Below are 25,312 nucleotides of genomic sequence, written 5' to 3' on the forward strand. Positions count from 1 at the left end.
GGAGGATTGGCTGAGTGGTCGAAAGCGGCGGTTTTGAAAACCGTTGAGCGCGAGCTCCGCAGGTTCGAATCCTGTGTCCTCCGCCACTTTTTTTCTATGTGGAGAAGTGGGAGAGTGGCCGAATCCAGCACCTTGCTAAGGTGTCGTACCCTTACGGGTACCGCGAGTTCAAATCTCGCCTTCTCCGCCATTTTTAAATCTTTTCCATTTCTAATAAACAATCAAAAACAATTATATGAAAGATCAATCTAAAACCATTCAAGATGTTGGTTGTTCATTTGATATTGATAAATATTTAAATGCAAGAAAGCTAACGATTGAGGCCGTTAAAGAAGTCTCTGCTTTGGTTTGTGTCGGTATGACAGAAGATGATGGTCAAAAGCTAATAGATGAAGTTTTGGCCAGGAAGGGTGTAGAGAAGAAATGGCATCCAACGAAATTTCGTATTGGAAAGAACACAGTAAAGTCTTTTCGAGAGAAGTCTGATGAAGGTGTAACTCTAAAAGAAGATGATCTCTTCTTTATTGATATCGGTCCCGTCTTTGATGGCCACGAAGGTGATTACGGTGAAACCTTCGTAACATCTAATAATCCAGAATATTTGAAAATTAAAAAAGCTAGTGAAGATGTTTTTCATACTACTGCCAATAAATGTCGCGATGAGGGCCTTACTGGAGTTGAGTTATATGAGTTTGCGCAATCATACGCTAGAGATTTAGGTTATGAACTTAACTTAAAAATGAGTGGTCATCGTTTAGCGGACTTTCCACATGCTGTCTATTTCCGTGGAAGCCTTGGTTCAAGTGATATAAAGCCAAAGAAGAATCTTTGGATTTTAGAAATTCATATTCGCCATCCTGAGAATGAATACGGTGCCTTCTTTGAAGATCTAATTTAAACAACTGTTTCGTCATATTTGTGTAGGCCAGCTTTACACAAATACATGTTTCCTTTTAAAATTTTAAAATAACAAAAGGACAGAACATGAAAATATTCAATCTTCTAATCATATTAATTTTTGTATCTTCTTGTGCTTCTTCATCTAAGAACGAACTCTCATTTGATGCAGAATTATCTCAATTTAAATATCCATTTCCAGTTAAAACATATGAATTCTCAACTCAAACGCAAAAGTTAAAAATGAGATATATGGATATTGGTAAGTCAAAGTCAAAAGTTGCTGTCCTACTTCACGGCAAAAACTTTGCAGGATTTTATTGGGAGAGAATTGCAAATGATCTTGTGAAAAAAGGTTATCGAGTTATTATTCCAGATCAAATAGGATTTGGAAAAAGCTCGAAACCAGACAACTATCATTATAGTTTTCCTCAGCTAGCAAAGAATACTCATGGATTAATAAAATCACTAGGAGTGCGTAAGTATATCGTTGTTGGTCATTCAATGGGGGGAATGCTTGCTGTGAATATGGGGGCCATGTATCGAGACATTAGAAAGGTTGTACTCGTAAATCCAATTGGCTTAGAAGCATATCTTGATTATGTCGAATATAAAGACCCTGAATTTTTCTTTAAAAGTGAAATGAATAAAACAGTCGATAAGGCCCGCGCCTATCAGCGAAAAAATTATTATGATGGAGCTTGGTCAAATTCATATGAAGCATTATTAACTCCATTTAAAGGTCAGTTAAATGGACCAGATTATGAAGTTGTTGCTTGGAATGCGGCCTTAACTTATGGACCTATATTTGAAGATAATATCGTTGTTAAATTTCCTAAAATTAAAGCCAAGACGGTTTTAATATTAGGTACTCGCGATCGAACAGGTCCTGGACGAGGTTGGAAAAGAAAAGGTGTTAAGAGAAAGTTAGGACAGTATCAAAATTTAGGTCGAGAAATAAAAAAAGAAAACCCTAAGCTTAAGCTCATTGAGCTAAAAGGCTTAGGGCATATGCCTCAGTTTGAAGACTATAATCGTTTCTCTAAAGTGTTCTTTAGAGAGTTTTAATTTCTCTTAGTTAGGCAACGAGTTTAACACCTTGTTGCCTAGCATGATCTGCATACTTCGTATCAATTCCCATAATATGTGTGAATAGCCAGTTTTTAAGGAAGCTTGCAAGCTTATCTTTTTCAACTTGTCCAGTCTTGAGCTGCGCTTCAAACTTTGCAACATTTGAAAGAAGCTTCTCGTGTACTCTCTTATGAGATTCATAAGATGGATAGTTTATTGAACGCATATATTCTTCTTCTTCATCAAAGTGAAATACTACGTATCCTTTTAAATCCTCAAAAGCTTTAGCGATACCTTGTTGAGTGTTCATCGCACGGATAAGAGTATTGATTCTTTTTAATAATTCCTCGTGCTCGCTATCTACCTTCGGTATACCAATTGCATATTTTTTATCCCAAGGAATCTCTTCGATTGCTGATGAAGTTACAATATGCTTTTCAGTCTTAGTTTTATGAATTGAGTGTCTTAAATCTTTTAGGTAATCATTAATAGTACTTGCTAGTTTCAGTGTTTGCGAAACGACAAGTGTACTTCTTTGAGTTGAGTTATTGATTAAGTGAATAGCATCTCTTAGTTCAATAACACCATTTTCTTGCTCTCTAGCAGCGACTGTAATTTCTTCGATCTGCTGATTCATTTTTAAAGTTTCTTCATTTGTTTGATTGAAGCTATTTTTAAACTCTAAAAGAGTATGATCGCAAGAATTGGCCGTTTCATCTAATCTTGTTCCAAGTGATTTACTGCTTTCTTCGATCTTTTCAATAAGTGTATTTAGTTTTGTTTGTGCTTCAGAAAGAGTGTAGTTAATCGCATCCGCACTATCACCACTTGTTGTTGCAAGCTTTCCAATCTCCTCGGCTACAACAGAGAATCCTTTTCCATGCTCTCCTGCTCTGGCCGCCTCTACTGAAGCGTTAAATGATAAGAGCTTAGTCTGGAAAACAATGTCGTTGATAAGTTGTGCCTTACTTTCGACTTCGCTAAAAGTATGTAGAAAACCATTTAAATTTGTTGCTATGTCACTTAGTGACGCATTAATATCACGACTTGTGTCTAGGCTGGCTTCAATATTTTCTTCAAGCCTTTCAAGGGACTTATCACTATTTCCAATAAGCTGGTTAATCTCTTTAATATTGCTTTCAAATGATGAAATTGATTCAGTTGTTCTTGTGATCATTGCACTAATTTCGTCACTGGTAGCACTTGTTTCTACGACAGCGCTTGCTTGTTCATTAGTACTATCTTCAAGCTGCTCACATGAATCAAAGAACTGAGAGTTTGTCCCAATGATGTTTCTTTGAAGATAATCAAGTTTCCCCATTAATTCGGTAAGTGAATCCCGATGCTTTTTTTGCATAATATAGAACATGACCAATGTTGGTATTGTTGCGAGCACAAATGGTAGTGATGCAATGACACCTGAATTAGTTAAGTAACCAATTAAACAAGTAATAGTTAGTGATAAGGTAAATGTAGTGGCGATAATATTGTTAGTTTTCATATTAACAATATCGGGCAAGAATCAGTTTTTTGTTAGAAAAAATTTAATGACCTTCGTCACTTTTCGCTAAGAATTATTGTTTAATTTCAACAACTTCGATGAAAAATATTGAAAATTTTCGACTGTTCTATAGTTCTTGTTGAATATATAGCCCAAGATAATTGCTGCCGCCTTTAATTCTTCCAAATACAGATGAAGATTCGAAGATTGAAGAGCGATGGTGAATCAATAACCCGGCCCAAGAATGCTTGAGGCCAAACTTTTCAAGATTGAAGTCGATAGAGAAGTCGAGGTAGTTCATAAACTTGCTATCACGGTATCCCTTTCCAGCTATATCAATTTCTTCAATATAGGTAATTTCATCAACGTATGAAATACCTTCTGCTAATCCAAGTCGCCATTTTGTTGGCCAATTAAATGGAATGAATATTTTCACAGCGATCACGTATTCATTACTATAACCTTGTACTTCACTCTTTAGATGTCTTACATAATTTGGGAGTAAGTATACTGGAATATCCCCACCCATAAATGTGTCTGAAAGAGGGATCCCGTAAGCTAGTGATACCATGTCATTGTTGTATTCATCAGTGGCAGTATGAAATGATAATATGTCGCTTAAGTTTGAAGGTGTTGCTTTGGTGTATGCGGCCCTAATGAACTCTTTGCTTTTAAGCTTTTTTCTTTTTGGAAATTCAATTGCATTACTCTTATGTAGTCTATCTGAAAGAAAAGCGATTCCAAGAAATGTTTCAGTGTTGACTTGGCTGCTTATAGCATCGGTACTAGCAGTGTGATTATCAAGAGTACTTACTTTTGCGTGGGCCAGGAGGTTAAAGTCTCTATGGATATGTATTGTCGTTTCAACACCAGCTCCGACTTCATAACCAGAGCCAGGCTTAGCAGTTCCATTATAGCCATAGTAACGGTTATTAAATTCTGTACTTCTAATTTGGGCATAGGCAAATGGTTCAAAGAAAAGACTCTTCCAACTGAAGCCTGCTTTTGTTTCGAAATTTATATAGGGCCTAGTAGAGCTATCAACTAGGATCTGAGCATTCGATTGCCAAAATGTGTTGTGAATAAATTGAAATTCAAGGCCGTAATCAAAGGCAGAGCCACGAACTTCATTTTGAAACTCTTTGGGAATATCAAAGAAACGATAGGTTGTATAAAGGTTGGCGCGCCATTTTTCATGTTTTATTAGTTTCCCTCTAGCGCTTAATCCATCTAGTTCGAAGTCTCCTCTTTTATAGTAAAATAGAGGAATGATATCTGAGACATATTTGTCATCTGAAGTGTATGGAATTCTAGCATTTCTATACCCAAACCCAATTCCCCAGTAATGAGGCTCCTTGCTTTTTGAAAGTACTTGGGAAGAGAGTATACATATAAATACAATTAGAATATTTTTCATCTAAAAAGCCTATAACCAATCTGTAAATGCGACACCTAATCCAATACGTGTCATCTTATAATTATAATCAATTAACGATTCACCATATCCATCAAAATATTGAACATATCCTTTAAGTCTGGTTTCAGGCAGAGGAAATGACCAAGATAACTCGACAGCACCTTTATTATCGCTTCTAAGATTATTTCTTAACATTAGAGAAAGTGTGTGACCATTAACTTTATGAATCGTAGTTAATTCAAAATTACCCATATACTCATTAATATCTGGATTATCGTCACCAGTGTAGTCTGTAGGACTTGTCTTTTTTTCCTCTGGAATTCGATACCACACTTTCAACATGAAAAGTGTTTCACGGTAGTCAAAGAATGTTGTGAAGAAGACTCGATTCCAACTTCTTGATTGTGGGATATCTTTCCCATTAGATTGATGTGCAAAACCAAGGTGATAATAATTTCTAAAGATCGTCCAATTATCTTCAAATGGCATCATGGATAAAAATATCTCTGGTTCGTAATTAGTATCCCTGAATGCTGCTGAGTTTTTCTTGTTAAATAGTTGCCATACGGACTTTTGTGTATAGGCAAAGTTTAAGTCTGTATTTGAATTAAATAATTTTGAAAATACAGTAAATTTAAAGCTTAATTGAAACTTTGTTTCCTCGTTCTTTAATTCGTCGTCATCGTTTATCGAAGACTCATTAGGATCATGCATATAAGTCACAGGCAGGACATAATTTGGTCGATGGGCAGTTACAAGTGAAATGGTATTATTAGAGGCCTCATCTTCTTTTTGTCTCTTTTGTATCGTTTTCTCAAGTGAGTCCTGGGCAAAGATTGAGATCGTGAAATTGAGTAATAAGGCGCAATAAATGCTTCTTTGAAAAGTCATAGTCGTTGTATATTAAAGGGTTTTTAGTTGAACGTATTGTCTAATGAATAGGGCCTCTCTGACAAATAATTTCCATAGACGAAATACTAGATTGACAATATACGACGTTAGGGGCTATAAATACCCCTACATGCGCACTCGTAGCTCAGCTGGATAGAGTGTCTGACTACGGATCAGAAGGTCGCAGGTTCGACTCCTGCCGAGTGCGCCATGTCTTAAGTATTTGTAATCACAAGCCTATGTCAAATCACGAACAAAGATTTAATGGAATTGCTGCTTTATTAGGGGAGCGAGAATTCTCTATTGTTAAAGACTCTCACATTATGGTCATTGGACTAGGTGGAGTTGGTACGTGGTGTGTCGAGTCCATTGCACGATTAGGTGTGAATAAGATCACTCTCGTTGATCTTGATGATATCTGTGTTTCAAATACAAACCGACAACTTCATGCCCTTGAAGGAAATTACGGTAAAATGAAGGCCGACGCTTTGGCCGAACGAATTGCAAAGATTAATCCAGACTGTAAGGTTACATGTCATTATTGCTTCTTTAATGAAAAGAATATGGAAAAGATTTTTGCAGAGAAGCCTTCGATTATAATTGATACGATTGATGCCCCTCGTGAAAAAGCGATTCTTATTAATGAATGCTATAAGCGAGAAGTCAAAGTGGTGAGCTCTGGTGCGATCGGTGGGAAAGTTGATCCTACAATGATCACTGTTGCTGAGCTCTCAAAAACTAAGCAAGATATGCTGTATCGAAAAGTAAGGCAGGAGCTAAAGAAAAAACATCTCTATCCTCTAGGCAGATCAAAAGCAAAGGTTCAGTGTGTTTACTCGCCTGAGCCATCAAAGAAGATTAAAAAGTGCGATCTTGAGCAAACATCTAAGGCTTTAAAGTTAGATTGCAATGGTGGACTAGGAACGGCCACTTATATGACAGGAACAGTAGGTTTCTTGCTTTCTCATTTAGCTATCAAAGAGCTTTTAAAGTAATTTTTCATTGATTTAATCTCGTCGTAAAGTAAAATTAGTTGACTTTAAACAATCAAAAAATGGAGATATCTATGATCAGGCTCGCTTGTCTTTTGGCATTATTACTAACAATTACTTCGTGTTCATCTGGCCCTAAAGAGCGTGAATTTGAATTAGATTATAAAGTCATAAATGCTTCACAAAAAGTTGAACCAGTATGGTTAGAAGATATTAAAAAATATGAAGGAGATAGTGGTTATCATTATTTCTTATCTCAATCTGAAAATAGAAATAGAAGACTTTGTATTAAATCAGCTACCGCAAGGTCTACAGCAGTTATCGCAGCTGAAGTCTCTCAAGAAATATCAAATGACTATACTGAAGTAACAAGTCTAGATAATGACTCAGAAGAAGTTAAAACTTTTTATGAGAAGCTTACACAAACTGTTCGCACCAAAGTTTCTGGAGTACGTGTAAAAGAGCAATATTGGGAAAAGCGTCAGAAAAAATCAGGTGAGGAATTAACTGGTTCACCATACTATGCTTGTTTCTCAGTTGTGGGAATAAAAGAGGAGACTTTAGACCGCGCTAAAAAAGCAGCACAGGAAAGTGCAATAGTCTTAGCGCCATCAGATAAGAAAGAAGAGTTGAGAGAGAAGTTTGAAGACTAAAGTATTCATTCTCTTATTTTTTGCCTTTTCTGGTTTCGCTCAAGTGAAATCATGTCCAGCTGACTTTTTGTGTGCAAAAGCTTGCAGTTTAAGTGAGGCGGAGGCAGTGGAAGATGCTCGAGTTGAAATCGCAAAAAACTTTCAAGTAAAGGTTAAGGCAAAGTTTCTCTCAATTGAGTCTTCTGATGGAAAGTTGGATGAATCTCAGTACTCTGATTATGTCAGTGAAGAAGTAAGTGAAACTCTCTTCGGTGTAGAAACAATTGAAAGTTTTGTTGATGAAGAAGATTATCATTGTGTTCTACTTGGATTGAATAAAAGTCGTTTTCGTCAAAAACTTAAAAGTGACATCACTAATCTTAAGGCCGAGAACGAAAGTATCTATAAACAAGGTCATAATCTATCGATATTAAAAATCAATGCAAATAATAATATTATTAAAAAGCTTGATGTTTACTTAGCTGTATTGTCAGACAAGTATAAATCTAATGTTGTTCAATATAAGAAGAGAGCGAAAAAAGAAATTAATATCGCTATTTATTCACAGCCTAAGTTTGAATCAATTGATAAAATGTTGATAAGTGAACTTAATAAGGCAAATGTTTACGATAATAATGACATTGAGAAGAAACTAAACATCGCAATTGCGCTAAAGAACGAATATCTAAATGTTGAAGGTTTCGTAAAAAGAACTTTGGAAGTTAACTTCATTTATGGAAAGATAAATATAACCAAGAGATATACACAAACGGGTCGTACAGAGCAGGATATAATACTAGATTTACAAAAAGAGTTATCTGACGATTTACCAGATGTATTTTTAGAACTTAAAATTTAATAATGGAGGATATATGAAGAACTTACTTCTAATAACGCTTATGCTTTCACTGTTTTCATGTGGAGGGTTTCAGGCACAGAGAGTATCTGGAGATGAATCTGATGAGAAGTCTCTTGAGATTACAGATGCATGGGTAACTCGTGATACAGAAAATGCTGTTGAAGATATCTTAAAGAAAATGAATGATCACCGTGGCTTTAAAAATTATCGACTTAAACTAGGTAGAAGACCAAAAGTTTTTATTGCAGATTTTGGTAACCAAACGGCTGAGCCATATTTTCCAGTTGATGATATTTCAGACGAGTTCCTAACTCAGATCAGTGAAACAGGTGAGTTCATTCTGATTGATGCCGCTGCTAGAGAGTCTCTTTTAAAGGAAATTCAGTATCAAAATGACGGAATGGTAAGTCCTGCAGAAGCGAAGAAGATTGGTAATGCTGCTGGAGCGGATATCATGATCTTTGGAAATGTAAGAATGAACCCACGTAAGAGAAATGGGAAAACATTAAAGGAATATACCGTGAACCTTCGCATGACAGATATCTCAAGAGGGGTTGAGGTTATGAGAACAAGGACTCGTGTAAATAAATATTCGGAGCAATCTAAAGTAGGTTGGTAGATTGCATAAAATATCAAAAAATAAATTCCTAAGTTACACCTTCATCTTAATTAGTCTTGTTAGTATCTTAAGTTGTGCTGCAAGAAGAGTTCGAGATGAAGGTGATATCATTGCTTCTTTATATAAAGAAAAAAAGTATCAGACTGTCATTGATCGAATCACTAAAAAAGAAGTTTACGAAAGGCAAGAGGATCGCTTTTTAAAGCAGGCCGAACTTGGAATAGCATATTTTAATCTTAAAGATTATAAGAAGGCCCTCTTTCATCTTAATAAGGCAAAAGAAATAGCTAATAGTTTATATAAGGTGAGCATTTCAAATAAGGTTGAGTCCTTATTTATTGGAGAGGCTACCGATATTTATTATCCAAATCAATTTGAACAAATAAGTATTCGCTTTTATGAAATCTTATCTCACTACATGTTAATTCAATCCTCAGAGTCTTCAAAAGATAAAAGATTTCATCAACAGGCAATGGTCTCGACTCTTAGAGATTGGAGCTCATATATTGATAATTTCAAGGAGCAAAATCGCGGAAGGGCAATATATAAAGGATCGACATTTATCGATTTAATGGGAGTTATTGTTCATGATGTTTATGATCGTTCTAAGGACCGATCTGTAATTAAAAGTTTTAAAAAATTAGGACAAAAAAACTTAGTGGAGCAGATGGGGATTTATCCAAGTTATAATGAATTACATGAGAAATATAAAGATGATTACAACGAGCTTCATCTTCTTTCTCAAAAGAAATTAGCAAACTATATCAGTGAAACACAAACCTCAAATAACATTAAAAAGTTCTTTCAAAATAAAAAGCGCTATAATACCTACATCATAATTTTAGATGGCCATGTTATAAAAAAGACGGCCAATGTATACGAGTTTCCTCTAGGTCTTCCTGTCGGTGTTTATATATATAATGATGAGGGTATGGACGACTTTGTAACCTTCTCTCTTAAAATGCTTTCAATCACAAGAGGAGCAGAGCCAAAGATTAGTTTTGAATTACCAAAAATAGATTCTGTACCGATTACGAATACTGAAAAAGTTACTCTCACAAATGCAGATGGAAATGAAGTTCTATCGGATAATCTAATTCTTATGGCCAATACATCAGAAGTATTAAGTGAATCATTAAAAACAGATGTTAAAACTTTAGAAGCAAAAGTAGGTGCTCGTCTAGCAGCCAAGCATATTGCTTTATTAACCTCTGCATACCAAACTTATCGATCTCTTTATAATAATGGTGCATTTATCGCCTACCTGTCGGCCAGTGCCGCCTACGCTGCCGGCAATAAAGCAATTGCTGAGTCTGAGTTAGCTGACCTACGTTCTTGGTATGGTATTTATGATCATGTGTATATGCTTCCAGTTGATCTTGAGCCAGGTGAATATGAAATAACTTATAAAGGAAAAAAATATAAGTTAACTCGATCAGATTCGCCTAAGCAAATACTGCCACTTGTACTCAATTAATTGTTCTTTATTCCGAATTTGCTTAAAATAAATATATGCTTATAGGAATTAACAAATTATCAATTAAAACAGATTTTAATAAGGCCCAGGCTTTATTTACTCTTCATTTCTTTTTGTTCTTTTTAGCGAAAGGATATGAATTCTTTAAATATCAGTTTAATTTCATAGCGTTATTTGGAATTATCTTCTTCATTTTTTTCTATCGCTTATATTATCGTACACAGAGAAATCTTAAGTATTCATTTTGGTCGCTAACGGCCTTATCTTTTTTTATTATCATTTTTCATATTTTAAGATCTCTTTATCATTATAATGATTTCTCAATTTTCTTTTTATATACAATGTCCTTTTTTATCTTAGGGGTTCTTTGTTTTTCTCTATACTCACCTGTTTTTTTCCCGATTATTAATTGGTGGGAATATGACTTCCGTTATCGCAATGACTTAAAAGCAAGCGTGTATCTTGATGATGACAAGAAAGCAGACGCAAGGATTGTTGATCTTAGAAGACGCGCTGGTGGATTAAGTATGTTTGAAGAAGTTGAAATCGGTCAGCGTATTGATATTGAAATAGAATCTTCAGGACTTGATGGACGTTTACAGGTTGAGGTGCTATCAAAAAGACAATACTCAATTGGTCGCCCTTATACTTATGGAGTGCGATTCGTCATTACAGATGATGTTGTAAAAAGAAAGTATAACGACTTAGAAAAATATTGGAACTTTGAGCGCAAGGCCAAGAAGAATAAAAAGTTTAAATCATGAAAATGAAGTCACATATATGGAATATGAAACTAGCTTTAGATGAAGCAGAACTGGCATTTAAGGCCGGAGAGGTTCCCGTTGGAGCAATTGTTGTCGATGAAAATGATAATGTTATTGCTAAGGCACATAATTTAAAAGAACAAAATAAAGATACGACAGCTCATGCAGAAATCCTTGCTATTAAAGAAGCAAGTGAGAAGTTAGGTGATTGGCGACTTATTAATTGTACTATTTATATTACGCTTGAGCCTTGTCCAATGTGTTTATATGCAATTTTACAAGCTCGTTTTAAAAATGTTGTTTTTGGTGCTTACGATCATAAAGCAGGAAGTATCTCTCTAGGGTATTCATTTCAAAAGGATAAGCGCTTCAATCATAAATTTTCTGTCATTGGTGGAATTGAACATTTCAAGTGCTCGAAAGTATTATCAGATTTCTTTAAATTGCGTCGAAAAACCTATCGAAAAGTTAAATCCTAACTATCCTATATTTACATTGTTTAAAATATTCTAGATCATTAATATATGATCAAATTACTAATACTATCACTTATCTCAACGATATGTGCCGCTAATTCTATGCTATTTGAAGTAGACTCTTTTGATTTGAAAAGAGAGGTGGGGCAAGAGTTTTTAGCGGGAAGTGCATACGCTCGCGATATTTATATAAAGTATGATGCTGTCGAGTTTGATTTAGCACAAGACGGTGAGCTATTTTTAGTTGATGCAGCTTTATATAATAATAAATTCAACTTCAGAAAAGATAATCTAAATTTAACAACGTATATCCCGCAAATAGATGAGATCGACTTTCTCGATTTTATTTATGCAAATCAAGCTTTAATTGAGTTTACAGAAACAGGATTCAATGCGAATGGACCTCAATTAAGTATCGGTGCTGCAAGCTTCTTGTTTGATATAAGAAATGTCCAAATTAATTGTGCTAGCAATGGCTTTACATTTAGGCTTGATCAAATTTGTTTAAAGAATATGCTCATTAATCCTAGTAAAGGAAGTGAGTTTGCTAAAGTTGAAATAAAGCAAGAAAGCCAAGATACATCTTTTATAAGTATACTTGGTAAGAAAGTTTTATTCACGAATGATCGAATTAATATTGATGCTCAAAGTATTAGTGGAAATATTCTTAATAGTGAAATTGGTCTTAAGGCCATAAATGTTGATTGTTTTAAAGATAGTGAACTTAAAAGTTTTAATCTAGATCTTATTTTTGCTGGTTGTTTAGAAGAGTCTTTAATTGCAGGAAGCGAGATAAGGCTGTTACGTGAAGGTCGCCCTTTCGAAATCTATGATGGTGTTGTTTATTTTAACGAAAATCATGTTGGGGTTGAAGCGGATAAATTATTAGCAGAAACACAAAAAGGTCTTTTTACATTTTTTGATATAGAAGCAAAGTGTTTAAAAACAATCAATGATAAGCGAATAATTTCAGCAGATGCTTTCTATCTTGGTTGTTTAAAGAGCTCATACTTTAAAATAAATAAAATTAATGAAGATCAAATTGAAAAAGATAGCAATCGTATTAGTGACTTAAATATTCACGTTACTGATGGTGAATTTAAGTTGAATGCAAAGCTTCGTGCGCTATTTACACTGCATTTCAGAGCTAGTGGTACGTTAAATATCAATGAGACTCAAAGAGAAGTTAGGGTACAAGTGGCCAAGGCAAAGGTTGCGGGTATGACTGCTACAAAAATGGTTCTTAAATTTGTGATGAAGTTCATAAACTCTGACTCGGTGAGTCTGGAAAATGATACAATTATCATAAAATACTAGCTTTAATTGACATCATGCTTTGAAAAAAATATATTCATTTCGGTGGCCGGCCAGACAAGCGTAACGAGGTGAACTCCGCCAGGTCGGGAACGAAGCAACGGTAGCTTTTGCTGCGTTGTGTTTGTGTCGGCTGCCCCTTTCCAATGCCTATTATTTTGCCTATAGTTAATAAGTAAAAATTTAAAATCATATAAAGTGATGGTGCTCAATGTCATATCAGGTTCTGGCCAGAAAGTATCGTCCTACAAAGTTTCAAGACTTTGTTGGGCAAGAACATATTGTAAAAACAATAGTTAATTCTTTAAGAGAAGACCGTTTTGGTCATGCTTATATTTTTTCTGGTACACGTGGAATTGGAAAAACAACTATTGCAAGAATTTTTGCAAAGGCACTACGTTGCGAAAACCGTGATGAACAACAGAATCCATGTGGAGAATGTGGTGCTTGTCATGACTTTGATTCAGCTGCTTCAATGAATGTCGTTGAAATTGACGGGGCATCTAATAATAGTGTTGATGATATTAGAGAATTAATTAGTAATATTTCTTATCTTCCATCAAATGGAAAATATAAAGTCTATATTATTGATGAAGTACATATGCTTTCTAACAGCGCTTTCAATGCTCTTTTGAAAACACTAGAAGAGCCGCCTGAGCATGCAATCTTTTTAATGGCCACGACTGAGCCTGAAAAATTATTGGGAACTGTTCTTTCGCGATGTCAGCGATTTGATTTCATCAACGCAACAGTTGAAGAGCTAAAGTCACATATTATTAATATCGCTCAATTAGAGAATATTACTTTCAGTCAAGATGAGCTTATTGAAACACTTGCAAAACTTGGTAATGGATCGTTTAGAGATACTCTTTCTCTTTTTGATCAGGTTTTAAGTTTCTCTTATGGCCAAGATATAACAGAGGATATTTTTGCAAGAGCGTTAGGTATTGCAAAATTGAGTTCGATTAAATCTTTAATTGATAATATCATTGCAGGTCAAACTCAAGAGTTAACAAATACTTTTAATATGCTTATTTCACAAAACATCGGTTTAAATAATATTGTTAAATCGATGTTAGAGAATCTTTTTTCTATTATTATCGCAAAAGACTTCAACGATAAAAATCGTATTCAATCTAAAGTAGATGGCGATCTTTTTGATAAGACAACTAGAGCAGAGCTTTATTGGATTTATGAAACTCTTGCTAAAGACTTTGCTTGGACAATGGAATCGATTATACCAGCAGATGCTACTCTACTTGCCATGAGAAAGGTAAGCTTAAGACATCAGTTAATAGCTGATACTGCTGAAGTAGCTGCAAATACCTCTACTGTGGAGGATGCTGCGGGAAAGCCTGAGGCCCCAAGGGCCGCTGAAGTTGAAGAAGTGGCCCAAGAAGAAATCATACCAGAGGAAAAACCAGCTCCAACTAAGATTATCTTTGATGAACAAGAGGTTGAGCAGGATGCAAATTTCTCTGCTAGTGAAAATACACCTGAAGAAGTTGCTATTGAGCCAGCTTCAGAGCCTGAAGAAGTAGTTCCACAAGAAATCACACCAACAATTATTCCTGAAGGGAATAAGACGTGGGATGGCTTCTTAGAGTTCTTATCGAGCTCATCTCCTGTAATGAGTGCGAATATGGAGCAGGGGAATCTCTTAGGGGAACTCGTTGTGGTAGGGAATAAGGCTACCATAGCGATTGGTTATCCCGTTAGTGCAAAAGTTTTCTTTGATCATATGAATAATCAAGAAACAATTGAAAAGGTTAAAGCAGAACTTAGAAATTACTTTTCTGTTGAAGAAATTGATTTAAAACTTGAGTTAGTTGAAAGAGAAAAAGCGCAAGAGACTCAATTTAAATCAAAATTTGACATCAATATTGAAAATGAAAATATTGAAAAGGCAAATATGAGAAAACAAATTGAAGAAGATGAGATGCTCAAAGTTGCAGGATCTCTTTTTAATACAAAAATAGATAAGATCGTTTTAAATAACGACGAATAAACGGAGTATATATGGCAAAAGGTATGCAAGGGCTAATGAAGCAAGCTCAACAAATGCAGCAAAAAATTAGCACTCTTCAAAAAGAATTAGAAAAAAGAGAACTAGAAGTTTCTTCAGGTGGTGGTGCCATTAAAATTACAATCACTGGAAAACAAGAAATACAATCAATTAAAATTGATCCTGAAGCTGTCGATCCATCTGATGTTGAAACATTAGAGGACCTTGTATTAACGGCCGTTAATCAAGCAGTTAAAGAATCACAAGATATGGTTTCAAATGCTATGGGGAAAGTAACTGGTGGATTAAATATACCAGGCCTTTTCTAGGAAAGATGAATGAAACTACCTGAAAGAATCACAAATTTAATGGACTCGTTTTCAAAAGTTCCAGGAATTGGAGAAAAGAGTGCATTAAGACATGTCTTAAGTCTTACGAAATGGACAGCTGAAGAATTAGGTGATTTTTCAAATGCTCTAAATGATTTGGCAGAACTTAAAAAATGTAAGCAGTGTGGCGTTTTCGCAGATGAGGACATTTGTGATGTTTGTAGTGACATTCATCGTAAAGAATCTACTGAAATCTGTGTTGTGGAATCAATAACAGATTACATGGCAATTGAAAGAAGTGGCCAGTATCGAGGTCTTTATCATGTTTTGGGTGGTGTCCTAAATCCTTTATTAGGAGTTGGGCCAGCAGAACTGAATATCGACAAGTTAAAGAAGAGAGTTACTGAACTTGGAGTTACTTCGATAATTTTAGCGATAGGGCCATCAGTTGAAGGTGATGCAACTTGTAGTTATATCAAATCGACACTTCCTGAAAATGTAATGGTTGATAGAATCGGATTTGGGATTCCTATGGGTGGGAATCTTGATTATTTAGACACAATGACAATCTCTAAAGCTTTAGAGAATAAAACAAAAATGTAAGGAAGCATATGGATAACATCGAATACGTTATTCAAGAATTTTTTAAAGAGTATAGCGGTCTCGATTCTCTTGTGAATAGTGGCCTTGTTGTTTGTAGACAAGATGGTATACCTTTATATTCTTTTAAAAGTACTCAAACTGAATTTGATAGTGATACTGCAGGAGCCTTAATCGCTGGTGTATGGCAAGCTAGCTCTGTTCTATCTCAGTTCATTCCTGATGAAACAGAGGATGATTTCCGATTCAATTATGCGACTTCTTCTAAGGGAATTTATATAACAAAATTATCGGGGCCGTTTGAAGATATTTATCTCAGTCTGATTTATTTTGATGTAGATAACCCTGCTAAGCTTAAATCTCGTGTTAGGCTTATAGAAACAAAGCTAGCTGAGTTCATAGAGGCACATTTAAGTGATGACTTAAACCCAAATGATGTTTTCCTCTTTGATGATATTAGTGACAATGAAGTAGATGATCTATTTTCAGGTGTAATGGGATAGTGGGGGACTTATGTCTTTTGTAAATTATAATACGAAGGAAATTAACTGTAAGATCGTCTACTATGGGCCGGGCCTTGGTGGAAAGACGACTAACATTCAATATATTTATCAAAAAACTGCCGGTGGGAATAAAGGAGAGATGGTAAGTCTCGACTCTGAGAATGAGAGAACAATTTTCTTTGATTTTCTTCCGCTTGATCTTGGAGAAATACGTGGCTACCGTACACGTTTTCACTTATATACCGTGCCAGGTCAGGTCTTCTATGAATCTTCACGTAAGCTAATTCTTCGTGGTGTTGATGGTGTTATTTTTGTTGCAGATTCTCAACTTGAGAGAATGGAAGCAAATATTGAATCTTTAAAAAGTCTTGAGGAAAACCTTAAGGAGCAGGGATATGATATTGATCAAATTCCAATAGTGTTTCAATGGAATAAAAGAGATTTACCAAATGTTACACCAGTCGAAGACTTACAGCAGACATTAAATGCAGATGAGCGACCAGCTTTCGACTCTGTTGCTGTAAAAGGTGTTGGTGTTTTTGAAACACTAAAGGCGATGTCTAAATTAGTTCTTATGAATCTTAAGGGGGGACTAAAAGAGTAGTCCTTTGTATTTTAAGAAATGTATATGAGCTTCAATTAGTGCTTCCTGACAATAGAAGGATGATCTTCTTCCAACAAGATGATGTCCTTCTAGAATTCCTAAACTAATTCCTTTTTGAAAGTAATATGGAAAAAGGGTGCTTTCAGTATCAACGACGCCATCATTTTCATTCTTACTTCTGATGATGAGCTTCATAAGCATCATCCATAAGTGGCTGTCATACCATTTTGATGAAAACCCAATCGATGTATAAAAAAGATTTGGGTTTAGTTTCTCATGATTATTTCTAAGCCATGGCCTACGATAAGTAGATGAGAGTGATTTTTGCATTTCTTTAGCAAGTATATCTCTTCTACTATCAATTAGTTTATATAGTTTTGAATCAGAGAAGTTATGAATGAGATTAAGAGTTTTAATTAATTTCTTATTAAAAGAATCTGAACCAAGAATTGGACTAGCAATTGTTGAGAGACCTAATATTGAATCTTGTTCTTCGCTATACTCACTTAAGTAGTGAAGAGTATCAAGACCACCTTTTGAAAATGCTACGAGCCATAATTTTTCATTAGGATGCTCTTTCATGTAGTCATTGATTTGAATTTTTAAAGACTCTGCATTCTTATTGCAATTATCAAAACCATTAATGCTTGGAGTGAAGTATTTAATACCATAATTCTTTTTTAAATGAAGGCATGCCCTTTCAAAAGAAGGGGTAGAAAATAGTTCGTTAAATACTCCTGGAATTAATATGATCGTTGCATTTGTTGTTGGAGCTTCTAAATTTGAAATATAATTTGGATGATATTTTGCATATTCAACTTCGTTGTAAATGATTTTAAATATTTCATCATCTTCTAAATTAATTTCTTTTTTATTTTTTAGATCATTAAAAAAGCGGTAGTTGATAAAGTTGTAATCAAATTTGTTATCAAAGCTTTTAAAATTAGTTAGAGAGTGTAGGTAGCGTGCCGTTGAAAAACTGATCCACGCTGAAGAATTTAAAAGATTTCTCATTAACTTAAGAGTGTCATTTGGTGAGAGATTTTCTTTTGCCTGTAAAAAACGTTGTCTTATATCAGACTTTGTAAGTTCTTTAGCTGAATCAAGAAAAGTTTTAGAATAATTTTTACGTGCATTATAAGCATTAAAGCGACTTTTTAAGTTTAATACTTTTGATTCTATATATTTGTTTAAAAATAAATCAGTATCTCTCATAGTTCTTTCAAATTCCTTGTGCTAGATGTAAAATTTTGTCATTAGGTGCATGTCCAAGTCAAATAAATGAAAGACAATAAAAGATCGTTCATAAATAAATTAGCATCTTTTAAGTAAACAACTGATTAATGCATAAATTGGATATAGATTGGAAGATTATAAAGAACACTATTCAGTATTAAAGAATGAATGCCTCGATTATCTTTATTTAAATAATGAAGATAAAGAAAGTTTAGTATTTGCTGACTGTACTTTTGGAGCAGGTGGTCACTCTATGGCCATCGTAGAGAGGAATCCAAATGCAAAATTGATCTCTTTTGATCAAGATCCAGATGCTCTTGCAAATGGCCGAAAGCTTATCGAAAAAAATGGTGTTCAAGATCGACTTTTTCTACATGACTCAAACTTTGTTCACTTTCATGATGTCGTTACTGGAAACCATCAAGAGCTACTTGATGAGAACGAAGGCCTTGACGGAGTACTTTTAGATTTGGGTGTTTCTTCCCATCATTTTGATGAAGGTTCTCGTGGGTTTTCATTTCGTGTTGATGCACCGCTTGATATGCGAATGGACTATGATAACGATGAGATAGAAACGGCAAAAGATATTATCAATAAGTATTCTAAGCAAGAATTAGCTGATCTATTTAGAGAATATGGTGAAGAGAAATTTGCATGGCGCATTGCGGAAAAGATTGAGGCCAAAAGAGAAAAAGAAGGCCCGATTGAAACAACTTTTCAATTAGCTGAGCTCATCAAAGATTGCTATCCAAAAAAACTGCAATTTGGTCGAATTCATCCTGCAACAAAATGCTTCCAAGCACTGCGTATACAAGTAAATAAAGAGCTTGATGTAGTATCAGATGTAATTGCTCAGGTGCTACCATTATTAAAGATTAATGGTAGAATATTAATTATAAGTTTTCATTCTCTTGAAGATAGAATTGTTAAGAGATTGTTTAAAGAGTTTGAAAAAAATGGGCTTGGTGAAATGCTTTTTGAAAATGAAGTTAAAAAGCCAATTATACCAAGTGAAGAAGAGATTTCGGAAAACCCACGTTCAAGAAGTGCTAAGCTTCGAATTTTAAAACGAGTGAGTGAGAAGAAATCAAAGAATAAATACGAAAAGTTTTCGAAAATACAGAATTAAAAACAATAGGAGATTGTTTTATGGCCTCTAGGATGAGTCGATCAAAGTCTAAGAAGGAAAGTATTGGGAATAAAATTAAAGGGGCTCTATTAAGCTCTCAAGGTTTACCAATTGTTCTTAGCTTAGTTGTGATTACAGTTTTATTTGTACTTTTTAGAATGAAAGGTATTGAGTTAAACTATGAGATTGCAACTGTAAAAAAAGAAGTTGAGAGAGTAAAAATTGAAGGAAAGGAATTAAAGGCCAAAAAGGCACGCCTTCTTTCAGTTTCAAATTTAAGGAAAATGGCCCGTCGTTATAATTTAGCACAGCCAAAACAACATCAAATTATTGTTGTTCCAGCTAAGAAGTAAATAAAGTGAATGAGAGTAACTTAAAGAATAGATTAAAAATAGTTTATGTCGTCTTTGCATTTGCTTTTGTAGCAATTCTTGTGAAGGCATTCCGCATTCAAGTTGTTGATCGCGGTCATTTATTGTCACAATCAAAAAAACAATTCTTCCGTGAACGCAAGGTTTTCCCAAGACGTGGTCATATCTATGATCGCAATGGGAATCCACTCGCAATTAACATAAGAACATACTCTCTTTTTACCATTCCAAAAAATATTAGAGATAAGAATGTCTTTAAGAAGTTAACGCAAATTATGCCAGAGGCCGAGATTGAAAATATTGGCTCTAAGGCAATGAAGCGAAATCGCTTTACTTGGATTGCAAGAAAGATCAACTTAACAGAAGAACAAGTTCATGCAATTAAAAAGCTCAAGGGTGTCTATATTGAAGAAATCCCAAAGCGTATTTATCCAAATCATGAATTAGCTGCGCAAACACTTGGCTTTGTTGGCCTTGACAATAATGGCCTTGCAGGAATAGAACACCGCTTTGATGATGAGCTTAGAGGTGAGCCACAAATTATAAAATACTTCAAAGACAATAAAGGAAGACCTGTTCGCTATGTGAGTCAAAATATTCCGACGGAAAGATCAAAAGATATCTACCTTTCTATTGATAAAGAAGTTCAAGCCGTTGCTGAGAAGGCCATAAAAGAGGCCGTCGAAAAAGTCGAAGCGAAACGTGGTGGCGTTGGCGTTATGGACGCAGAAACTGGAGAAATCATTGCTGTTGCAAATTATCCTACTTTTGATCCAAACGATTTAGATGGATCTAGAAGTATTGACCGTAAGCTCTCTTTCATTTCAGATCCATTTGAGCCAGGTTCAACAATGAAAGTTATTACAGTGGCCTCGGCCCTTGAAAATAATGTTGTACGTCCGGATACAAATTACTACTGTGAACAAGGGCGCCTGAAAGTTGAAGATCATATAATTAAAGAAGCAGAGTCGAGAAAGAAATTTGAATGGTTATCTGTTGAAGAAATACTAATGCACTCTTCAAATATTGGAACGACAAAAATTGCATTTGACCTAACTTTTCCAAAACTAAAGTCAACTCTAACTAAGTTTAGAATTGGTGAGAAAACCGGAATTGAATTGCCTGCTGAGTCCCGTGGTATCTTTACCGACGATAAAAATGTTTCTCCTCTATCCTTAAGTAATATTAGTTTTGGTCAGGGAGTTGCAACGACAGGAATACAGATGCTTGCGGCATTTGCGGCCATCTCAAATGGTGGGAAATATGTTAAGCCTACAATTTTAAAAGTTGATGAATCTAATAAAACTGAAGCTGAACAGATTATCCCAGAAAAAGTTGCAAAATCACTTACGGATATGATGATTAAAACGGTTGAAGACGGAACAGCTCGTAATGGAAAAATTCCATATTTTAAAATTGCGGCCAAAACATCCACGGCACAAAGAGCTGATAATATGGGACGATATACTGGCTACATTCCTGGTTTCTTAGGCTTTCCAGTTGGCGTTAAGAAGAAGTTTGTCGTTTATGCCTATGTGGATAAGCCAGCAAAGGGAAAATCATATTATGGTAACTCTGTCGCTGGACCAGTGTTCAAGAAAGTCACAGAGTATTTATTGTATAAGAATAAAGAGTTTGAAGGTCTTGCAGAGAACGATCTATTTGAAAATGACATGGCCTTTGATTCTGTAAAAAGAGTTCATTCTGCTAAAAGGTATACTGGTCGTGGACTAGTTCCTAATTTCGTAGGCCTTGATAAGAAATCTGCTATGAAGCTTGCTCGTAAATTAGATATTGACCTTACTCATAGTGGTGTCGGGGTTGTTGATGAGCAGCTACCGGAACCTGGAAGTGCATATACAAAAAACACTATCATTAAATTAAGATATGCCCCACCAACATATGAATAGCCTAATTTCAAAATACAACATTGTCACAGATCAATTTATTGATTTAACAGTCAATCTAGATCAAGCCAAAAAAGGTGATATTGCATTTTATCGTCTTTATGAAAACGAAAAATCAATTTCTCTGTTCAAGCAAAGAAACGAAAAGGGAAATGCAGGTTTAGTAATAACAAATTTAGAAGTTGAAGGCCTTGATTGTCTTGTTGTTGAACTAGAAGACTTTTATCAATTACAAGAAGAGTTGGTAGAAGTTTTATACCCTTTAGACCGAGAAGTCTCATTAATTGGTGTTACTGGAACAAATGGCAAGTCTTCTGTAACTCACTTATGTCAATTAATCTTAAATCGAAATAATTTTAAAGCGTGTTGTATTGGCACTGTTGGTATCATTCGTGAAGATAAAGAGATTATGCCTTCATTATCAGCGACAACACCATCATATCTTGATTTGAGACGAGTAATATATCGATTAAACGATATTGATTATTTTTGTATTGAAGTTAGTTCTCACGCTCTAGAGCAAGGACGAGTTAAAGGAATGGACTTTAGCTCAATAGGTTGGACTAACCTGACACAAGACCATCTAGACTATCATGGGACAATGGAAGCTTATTTCAATGCTAAGGCAAAGCTTCTTAATTATTGTGAAAATGAAGTAATTATTCCAAGTTCACAGGCGGAATATTTTAAAGATAAAATTAAATATAAAGTTGCTCCCCATGTTGATAATAAATACGGTGAAGAATTTAACCTCAGTTATAATAAAGATAATCTTGATTTAGCTTTTGCCCTTTGTGATGAAGCTGTTGGTGAAGAATTAAATCGAGAAATAAAACTAGAGCTACCTAAAGGTCGTTTTAATTTAATAAGAGACCAGGAAAATATTTATATCATTGATTACGCTCATACTCCTGATGCATTAATAAATATTTGTCGTGAGACTAAGTCATTATTTAAGAACCATCATTTAATCACAATTTTTGGATGTGGTGGTGATCGTGATAGAACTAAAAGGCCTTTGATGTTACAAGCGGCTCTCGAGTATAGTGACAGCGTCGTGGTCACTAGTGATAATCCTAGATTTGAAGACCCTGAAAGAATTATTGAAGATATTCTTAAAGATAATAGTAATGATGTTGATGTTATTGTTAGCCGAGAAGATGCAATTAAAAATTATGTAAAAAGATATAAAAATCCTACTGTCGTTATTATTGCAGGTAAAGGTCATGAAGAGTACCAGGATGTAAATGGAGTGAAGTCTTTCTTTAGTGATATTGAAATAGTGAAAAAGGCAATTGAAGTATTATGAAGATAACAGATTTAAAAAACATTAATGGTTTAATAAAAATAATCGGTACGGTAAGTGAAGATGAAATTTCTTTATCGACAAATTCTAAGATGCCAAATGATGAAAACTTATTTGTCGCGCTAAAGGGCGACAGGTTTGATGCTTATAACTTTATTGAGGATGCTATCTCCAATAAGGCAAGGGCTTTTGTCGTTACCAATGAAGAAGGGCGAGAGGAAAAGCTTAAGTCTTTATATGAAAGAGATAATGAGCTTATCTTCTTTCTTGTAAATGATAGCCTTAAATTTCTCCAAGAAGCCGCAAAGTTTCGTATTCAAGAATGGAAAAATAAAGATGGTATCGTCTTTGGTCTTACTGGTTCTAATGGTAAGACTACAACAAAAGAGATCCTTTTTTCTTTGGCCAAGAGTTTCTTAAACGATGCTGTTGTTTGTACTCAAGGTAATTTAAATAATCATATTGGAGTACCACTTACAATATTCTCGCTAAAAGATGAACATAAGTTTGCCATTATTGAGATGGGGACAAATCACTTTGGTGAAATTGAAGCGCTCTGTGAAATTGCACAGCCTGACTTTGGTTATATAACTAATATTGGTCATGCCCATACCGAATTTTTAGAAAACCTTGATGGCGTTTTAAAAGAGAAGTCTGCTTTATATCGTTGGGTTTTAAAAAATGGTGTTAAATTTTATCTGAATTGTGAAGATGCTAAACTAGCAACTCTTGCGCAAGATGATAAAGTTGTGCTCGTAAATAAAGAGGTCGTACATCCTTTTGAAAGTGATATTATTAAAGAGTCATACAATCAATGGAATATTCAGGCTTCAGCTTTCATCCTAGAAAATATCTTTTCAGTGTCTTTGGCCCATGAATTGAAATCAGTACGTCTACCTAAGAATAAAAGAGCACAGTGGATTGATGTTGATAAGACAAAGATATATTTAGATGCCTACAATGCAAATCCTACCTCAATGAATCTTGCGATAAGAGAATTTGCAAAAAATGTACCTAGCGATAAGAAGGTTCTTTTTGTTTTGGGTGATATGAATGAATTAGGTAGTGAAACACAAAAGCATCACGAAGATATTTCAAATGTATTAAATTCTGTTAACGCAAAGCACGCTTTTTTTATTGGTCAATACTCTCAATATTATAAGAATACCTTTAAAGGTGAGGCTGAAATATATAAAAATCTTGATGATCTTTGCACAAAGTGGTTATCGGTATTAAATTCGTACGATTATATCTTTTTAAAAGCTTCTCGTTCTTTACAACTAGAGAGGCTAATAGATATAACTATGTAATATAATTTAAAACACGGATAATTACATGTTGTATCATTTCCTATATCCCTTAAGGGATGAATTCTTTGCATTTAATATTTTTAAATACATCACATTTAGAACAGTTGTGGCGTTTTTGTTGGCGACGGTGATCTCAATTATTTGGGGGAAGTATTTCATCGGCTTCATGCAGCGAAAACAATTCGGACAAGTTATTCGTGATGATGGGCCAGAATCTCATTTAAAAAAGGCCGGTACTCCAACAATGGGTGGAGTATTTATTTTAGGAACAATTCTTCTAACCCTACTGATAACAGGGAATTTCAATTCAATTCCTGTTCTAATCACTTGCGGAGTTACAGCATCATATTTTGTTTTAGGCTTCATCGATGATTACGCAAAAATTTCTAAAGGAAATACAAAGGGTGTGTCCGCTAAAGGTAAATTACTTTGGCAATTTGTGACAGGCTTAATTGCTGTCTATGCCATGGTTCACTTCGGTGTGATTGATACTCAACTTTTTGTACCATTTGTAAAAGGGCCAGTATTTAACTTAGGCATGTTATTTGTCTTATTTGGTGCAATTGTTATCGTTGGATCTAGTAATGCTGTTAATTTAACAGATGGACTAGATGGATTGGCAATTGGTCCAATTATTACTTCTGCTGCAACTCTAGGATTTATTGGTTATGCCACGGGGCACAGTGAAATCGCTTCATATCTTTTTGTGCCATATGTTGAAAATGTTGGTGAATTGGCCGTAATTGGTGCTGCAATCGTCGGTGCAGGCGTTGGTTTTTTATGGTATAACACATATCCAGCTCAGATATTTATGGGTGACGTGGGGTCCCTTGCCTTAGGTGGTACACTAGGGACGATGGCCGTTTTAACGAGAAGTGAATTACTTTTTGTCATTATTGGTGGTGTTTTTGTTGCTGAAGCTGTTTCAGTAATATTACAAGTTGGTTCTTATAAAACTCGTAAAAAGAGAATTTTTAAGATGGCACCGATCCATCATCATTTTGAGTTGATGGGATGGGCCGAACCGAAAGTTATTGTTAGATTTTGGATTATAAGTATATTTTTAGCGATTCTTGCTATCGCTACTTTAAAAATGAGGTAA

General features: G+C 34.8%; 25 protein-coding genes, 3 tRNA genes and 1 other RNA gene. 25 read left to right on the plus strand and 4 right to left on the minus strand.

All coding sequences use genetic code 11. The annotated features are described in order from the left end of the window. The 4 genes from DAY19_RS04925 to DAY19_RS04940 all read left to right on the plus strand — a co-directional run bounded on the left by DAY19_RS04925 (position 1) and on the right by DAY19_RS04940 (position 1,965). A tRNA-Ser gene (locus DAY19_RS04925) sits at positions 1-86 on the plus strand. A 14-nt stretch (positions 87-100) separates the two neighbouring features. After that, positions 101-190 (plus strand) — tRNA-Ser (locus DAY19_RS04930). A gap of 45 nt (positions 191-235) precedes the next feature. Then, positions 236-898, plus strand: a complete 663-nt coding sequence (locus DAY19_RS04935) for a M24 family metallopeptidase (RefSeq protein ID WP_114706058.1) — start codon at positions 236-238, stop codon at positions 896-898. An 86-nt stretch (positions 899-984) separates the two neighbouring features. Further along, entirely contained in the window at positions 985-1,965 is a 981-nt protein-coding gene (locus tag DAY19_RS04940; RefSeq protein WP_114706059.1) for an alpha/beta fold hydrolase, read from the plus strand. 10 nt (positions 1,966-1,975) lie between these two features. Here DAY19_RS04940 and DAY19_RS04945 read toward each other — a convergent pair whose 3' ends face one another. The 3 genes from DAY19_RS04945 to DAY19_RS04955 form a co-directional block, all read right to left on the minus strand. After that, entirely contained in the window at positions 1,976-3,469 is a 1,494-nt protein-coding gene (locus tag DAY19_RS04945; RefSeq protein ID WP_133296886.1) for a bacteriohemerythrin, read from the minus strand. Between the two features lie 127 nt (positions 3,470-3,596). Beyond that, entirely contained in the window at positions 3,597-4,886 is a 1,290-nt protein-coding gene (locus DAY19_RS04950) for a MipA/OmpV family protein (RefSeq protein WP_114706061.1), read from the minus strand. A gap of 9 nt (positions 4,887-4,895) precedes the next feature. Beyond that, positions 4,896-5,777 (minus strand): phospholipase A, encoded by an 882-nt coding sequence (locus DAY19_RS04955; RefSeq protein WP_114706062.1) that lies wholly within the window; start codon positions 5,775-5,777, stop codon positions 4,896-4,898. Between the two features lie 134 nt (positions 5,778-5,911). Between DAY19_RS04955 and DAY19_RS04960 the strand changes: the two genes are divergently transcribed. The 15 genes from DAY19_RS04960 (at position 5,912) to DAY19_RS05030 (ending at position 16,951) form a co-directional block, all read left to right on the plus strand. Continuing rightward, positions 5,912-5,988 (plus strand) — tRNA-Arg (locus DAY19_RS04960). A gap of 28 nt (positions 5,989-6,016) precedes the next feature. Next, the gene (locus DAY19_RS04965; protein ID WP_114706063.1) at positions 6,017-6,772 is read left to right on the plus strand and encodes a tRNA threonylcarbamoyladenosine dehydratase; all 756 of its coding nucleotides are present in this window, start codon (positions 6,017-6,019) and stop codon (positions 6,770-6,772) included. A gap of 71 nt (positions 6,773-6,843) precedes the next feature. Beyond that, positions 6,844-7,422, plus strand: coding sequence for a hypothetical protein (locus DAY19_RS04970; RefSeq protein WP_114706064.1), 579 nt, complete (start codon positions 6,844-6,846; stop codon positions 7,420-7,422). Continuing rightward, positions 7,412-8,260, plus strand: a complete 849-nt coding sequence (locus tag DAY19_RS04975; RefSeq protein ID WP_114706065.1) for an LPP20 family lipoprotein — start codon at positions 7,412-7,414, stop codon at positions 8,258-8,260. The genes DAY19_RS04970 and DAY19_RS04975 overlap by 11 nt, the downstream gene beginning before the upstream one ends. A 13-nt stretch (positions 8,261-8,273) precedes the next feature. Continuing rightward, entirely contained in the window at positions 8,274-8,879 is a 606-nt protein-coding gene (locus tag DAY19_RS04980; RefSeq protein WP_114706066.1) for a hypothetical protein, read from the plus strand. A gap of 1 nt (position 8,880) precedes the next feature. Then, on the plus strand, positions 8,881-10,356 hold the full coding sequence (locus DAY19_RS04985; protein WP_114706067.1) for a tetratricopeptide repeat protein: 1,476 nt from the start codon (positions 8,881-8,883) through the stop codon (positions 10,354-10,356). Positions 10,357-10,391: 35 nt separating this feature from the next. Continuing rightward, entirely contained in the window at positions 10,392-11,120 is a 729-nt protein-coding gene (locus DAY19_RS04990; protein WP_114706068.1) for a PilZ domain-containing protein, read from the plus strand. A 2-nt stretch (positions 11,121-11,122) separates the two neighbouring features. Next, entirely contained in the window at positions 11,123-11,599 is a 477-nt protein-coding gene (locus tag DAY19_RS04995; protein ID WP_114706249.1) for a nucleoside deaminase, read from the plus strand. A gap of 45 nt (positions 11,600-11,644) precedes the next feature. Then, positions 11,645-12,913 carry a hypothetical protein gene (locus DAY19_RS05000; RefSeq protein WP_133296887.1) on the plus strand — a complete coding sequence of 423 codons (1,269 nt, stop codon included), beginning with the start codon at positions 11,645-11,647 and terminating at the stop codon, positions 12,911-12,913. Positions 12,914-12,953: 40 nt separating this feature from the next. After that, an RNA gene (gene ffs, locus DAY19_RS05005) (signal recognition particle sRNA small type) lies at positions 12,954-13,052 on the plus strand. Positions 13,053-13,121: 69 nt separating this feature from the next. Next, positions 13,122-14,918, plus strand: coding sequence for a DNA polymerase III subunit gamma/tau (dnaX, locus tag DAY19_RS05010; protein ID WP_114706070.1), 1,797 nt, complete (start codon positions 13,122-13,124; stop codon positions 14,916-14,918). Between the two features lie 11 nt (positions 14,919-14,929). Next, on the plus strand, positions 14,930-15,244 hold the full coding sequence (locus DAY19_RS05015; protein ID WP_114706071.1) for a YbaB/EbfC family nucleoid-associated protein: 315 nt from the start codon (positions 14,930-14,932) through the stop codon (positions 15,242-15,244). 9 nt (positions 15,245-15,253) lie between these two features. Then, entirely contained in the window at positions 15,254-15,847 is a 594-nt protein-coding gene (gene recR / locus DAY19_RS05020; protein WP_114706072.1) for a recombination mediator RecR, read from the plus strand. An 8-nt stretch (positions 15,848-15,855) separates the two neighbouring features. After that, complete coding sequence (locus DAY19_RS05025) at positions 15,856-16,347, plus strand: hypothetical protein (protein WP_114706073.1); 492 nt, start codon at positions 15,856-15,858, stop codon at positions 16,345-16,347. Positions 16,348-16,357: 10 nt separating this feature from the next. After that, the gene (locus tag DAY19_RS05030) at positions 16,358-16,951 is read left to right on the plus strand and encodes a GTP-binding protein (protein ID WP_114706074.1); all 594 of its coding nucleotides are present in this window, start codon (positions 16,358-16,360) and stop codon (positions 16,949-16,951) included. Here the strand turns inward: DAY19_RS05030 and DAY19_RS05035 are convergent. Beyond that, positions 16,940-18,166 (minus strand): esterase/lipase family protein, encoded by a 1,227-nt coding sequence (locus DAY19_RS05035; protein WP_114706075.1) that lies wholly within the window; start codon positions 18,164-18,166, stop codon positions 16,940-16,942. The two genes, DAY19_RS05030 and DAY19_RS05035, sit on opposite strands and share 12 nt — an antisense overlap. Positions 18,167-18,314: 148 nt before the next feature. On the opposite strand from DAY19_RS05035, the gene rsmH reads away from it, so the two are divergent. Genes rsmH through mraY form a run of 6 tightly spaced genes read left to right on the plus strand, consistent with a single transcriptional unit; the run spans position 18,315 to position 25,312 of the window. Further along, entirely contained in the window at positions 18,315-19,316 is a 1,002-nt protein-coding gene (gene rsmH / locus DAY19_RS05040; protein WP_114706076.1) for a 16S rRNA (cytosine(1402)-N(4))-methyltransferase RsmH, read from the plus strand. A 20-nt stretch (positions 19,317-19,336) separates the two neighbouring features. Beyond that, on the plus strand, positions 19,337-19,669 hold the full coding sequence (locus tag DAY19_RS05045) for a hypothetical protein (RefSeq protein ID WP_114706077.1): 333 nt from the start codon (positions 19,337-19,339) through the stop codon (positions 19,667-19,669). Positions 19,670-19,674: 5 nt separating this feature from the next. Then, complete coding sequence (locus tag DAY19_RS05050) at positions 19,675-21,597, plus strand: penicillin-binding protein (protein ID WP_114706078.1); 1,923 nt, start codon at positions 19,675-19,677, stop codon at positions 21,595-21,597. Further along, positions 21,590-22,903 (plus strand): Mur ligase family protein, encoded by a 1,314-nt coding sequence (locus DAY19_RS05055; RefSeq protein WP_158536791.1) that lies wholly within the window; start codon positions 21,590-21,592, stop codon positions 22,901-22,903. The genes DAY19_RS05050 and DAY19_RS05055 overlap by 8 nt, the downstream gene beginning before the upstream one ends. Continuing rightward, on the plus strand, positions 22,900-24,210 hold the full coding sequence (locus DAY19_RS05060) for a UDP-N-acetylmuramoyl-tripeptide--D-alanyl-D-alanine ligase (protein WP_114706080.1): 1,311 nt from the start codon (positions 22,900-22,902) through the stop codon (positions 24,208-24,210). The genes DAY19_RS05055 and DAY19_RS05060 overlap by 4 nt, the downstream gene beginning before the upstream one ends. A 25-nt stretch (positions 24,211-24,235) precedes the next feature. After that, positions 24,236-25,312 (plus strand): phospho-N-acetylmuramoyl-pentapeptide-transferase, encoded by a 1,077-nt coding sequence (gene mraY / locus DAY19_RS05065; protein ID WP_114706081.1) that lies wholly within the window; start codon positions 24,236-24,238, stop codon positions 25,310-25,312.

The organism is Halobacteriovorax vibrionivorans (assembly GCF_003346865.1).
Lineage (GTDB): Bacteria > Bdellovibrionota > Bacteriovoracia > Bacteriovoracales > Bacteriovoracaceae > Halobacteriovorax_A > Halobacteriovorax_A vibrionivorans.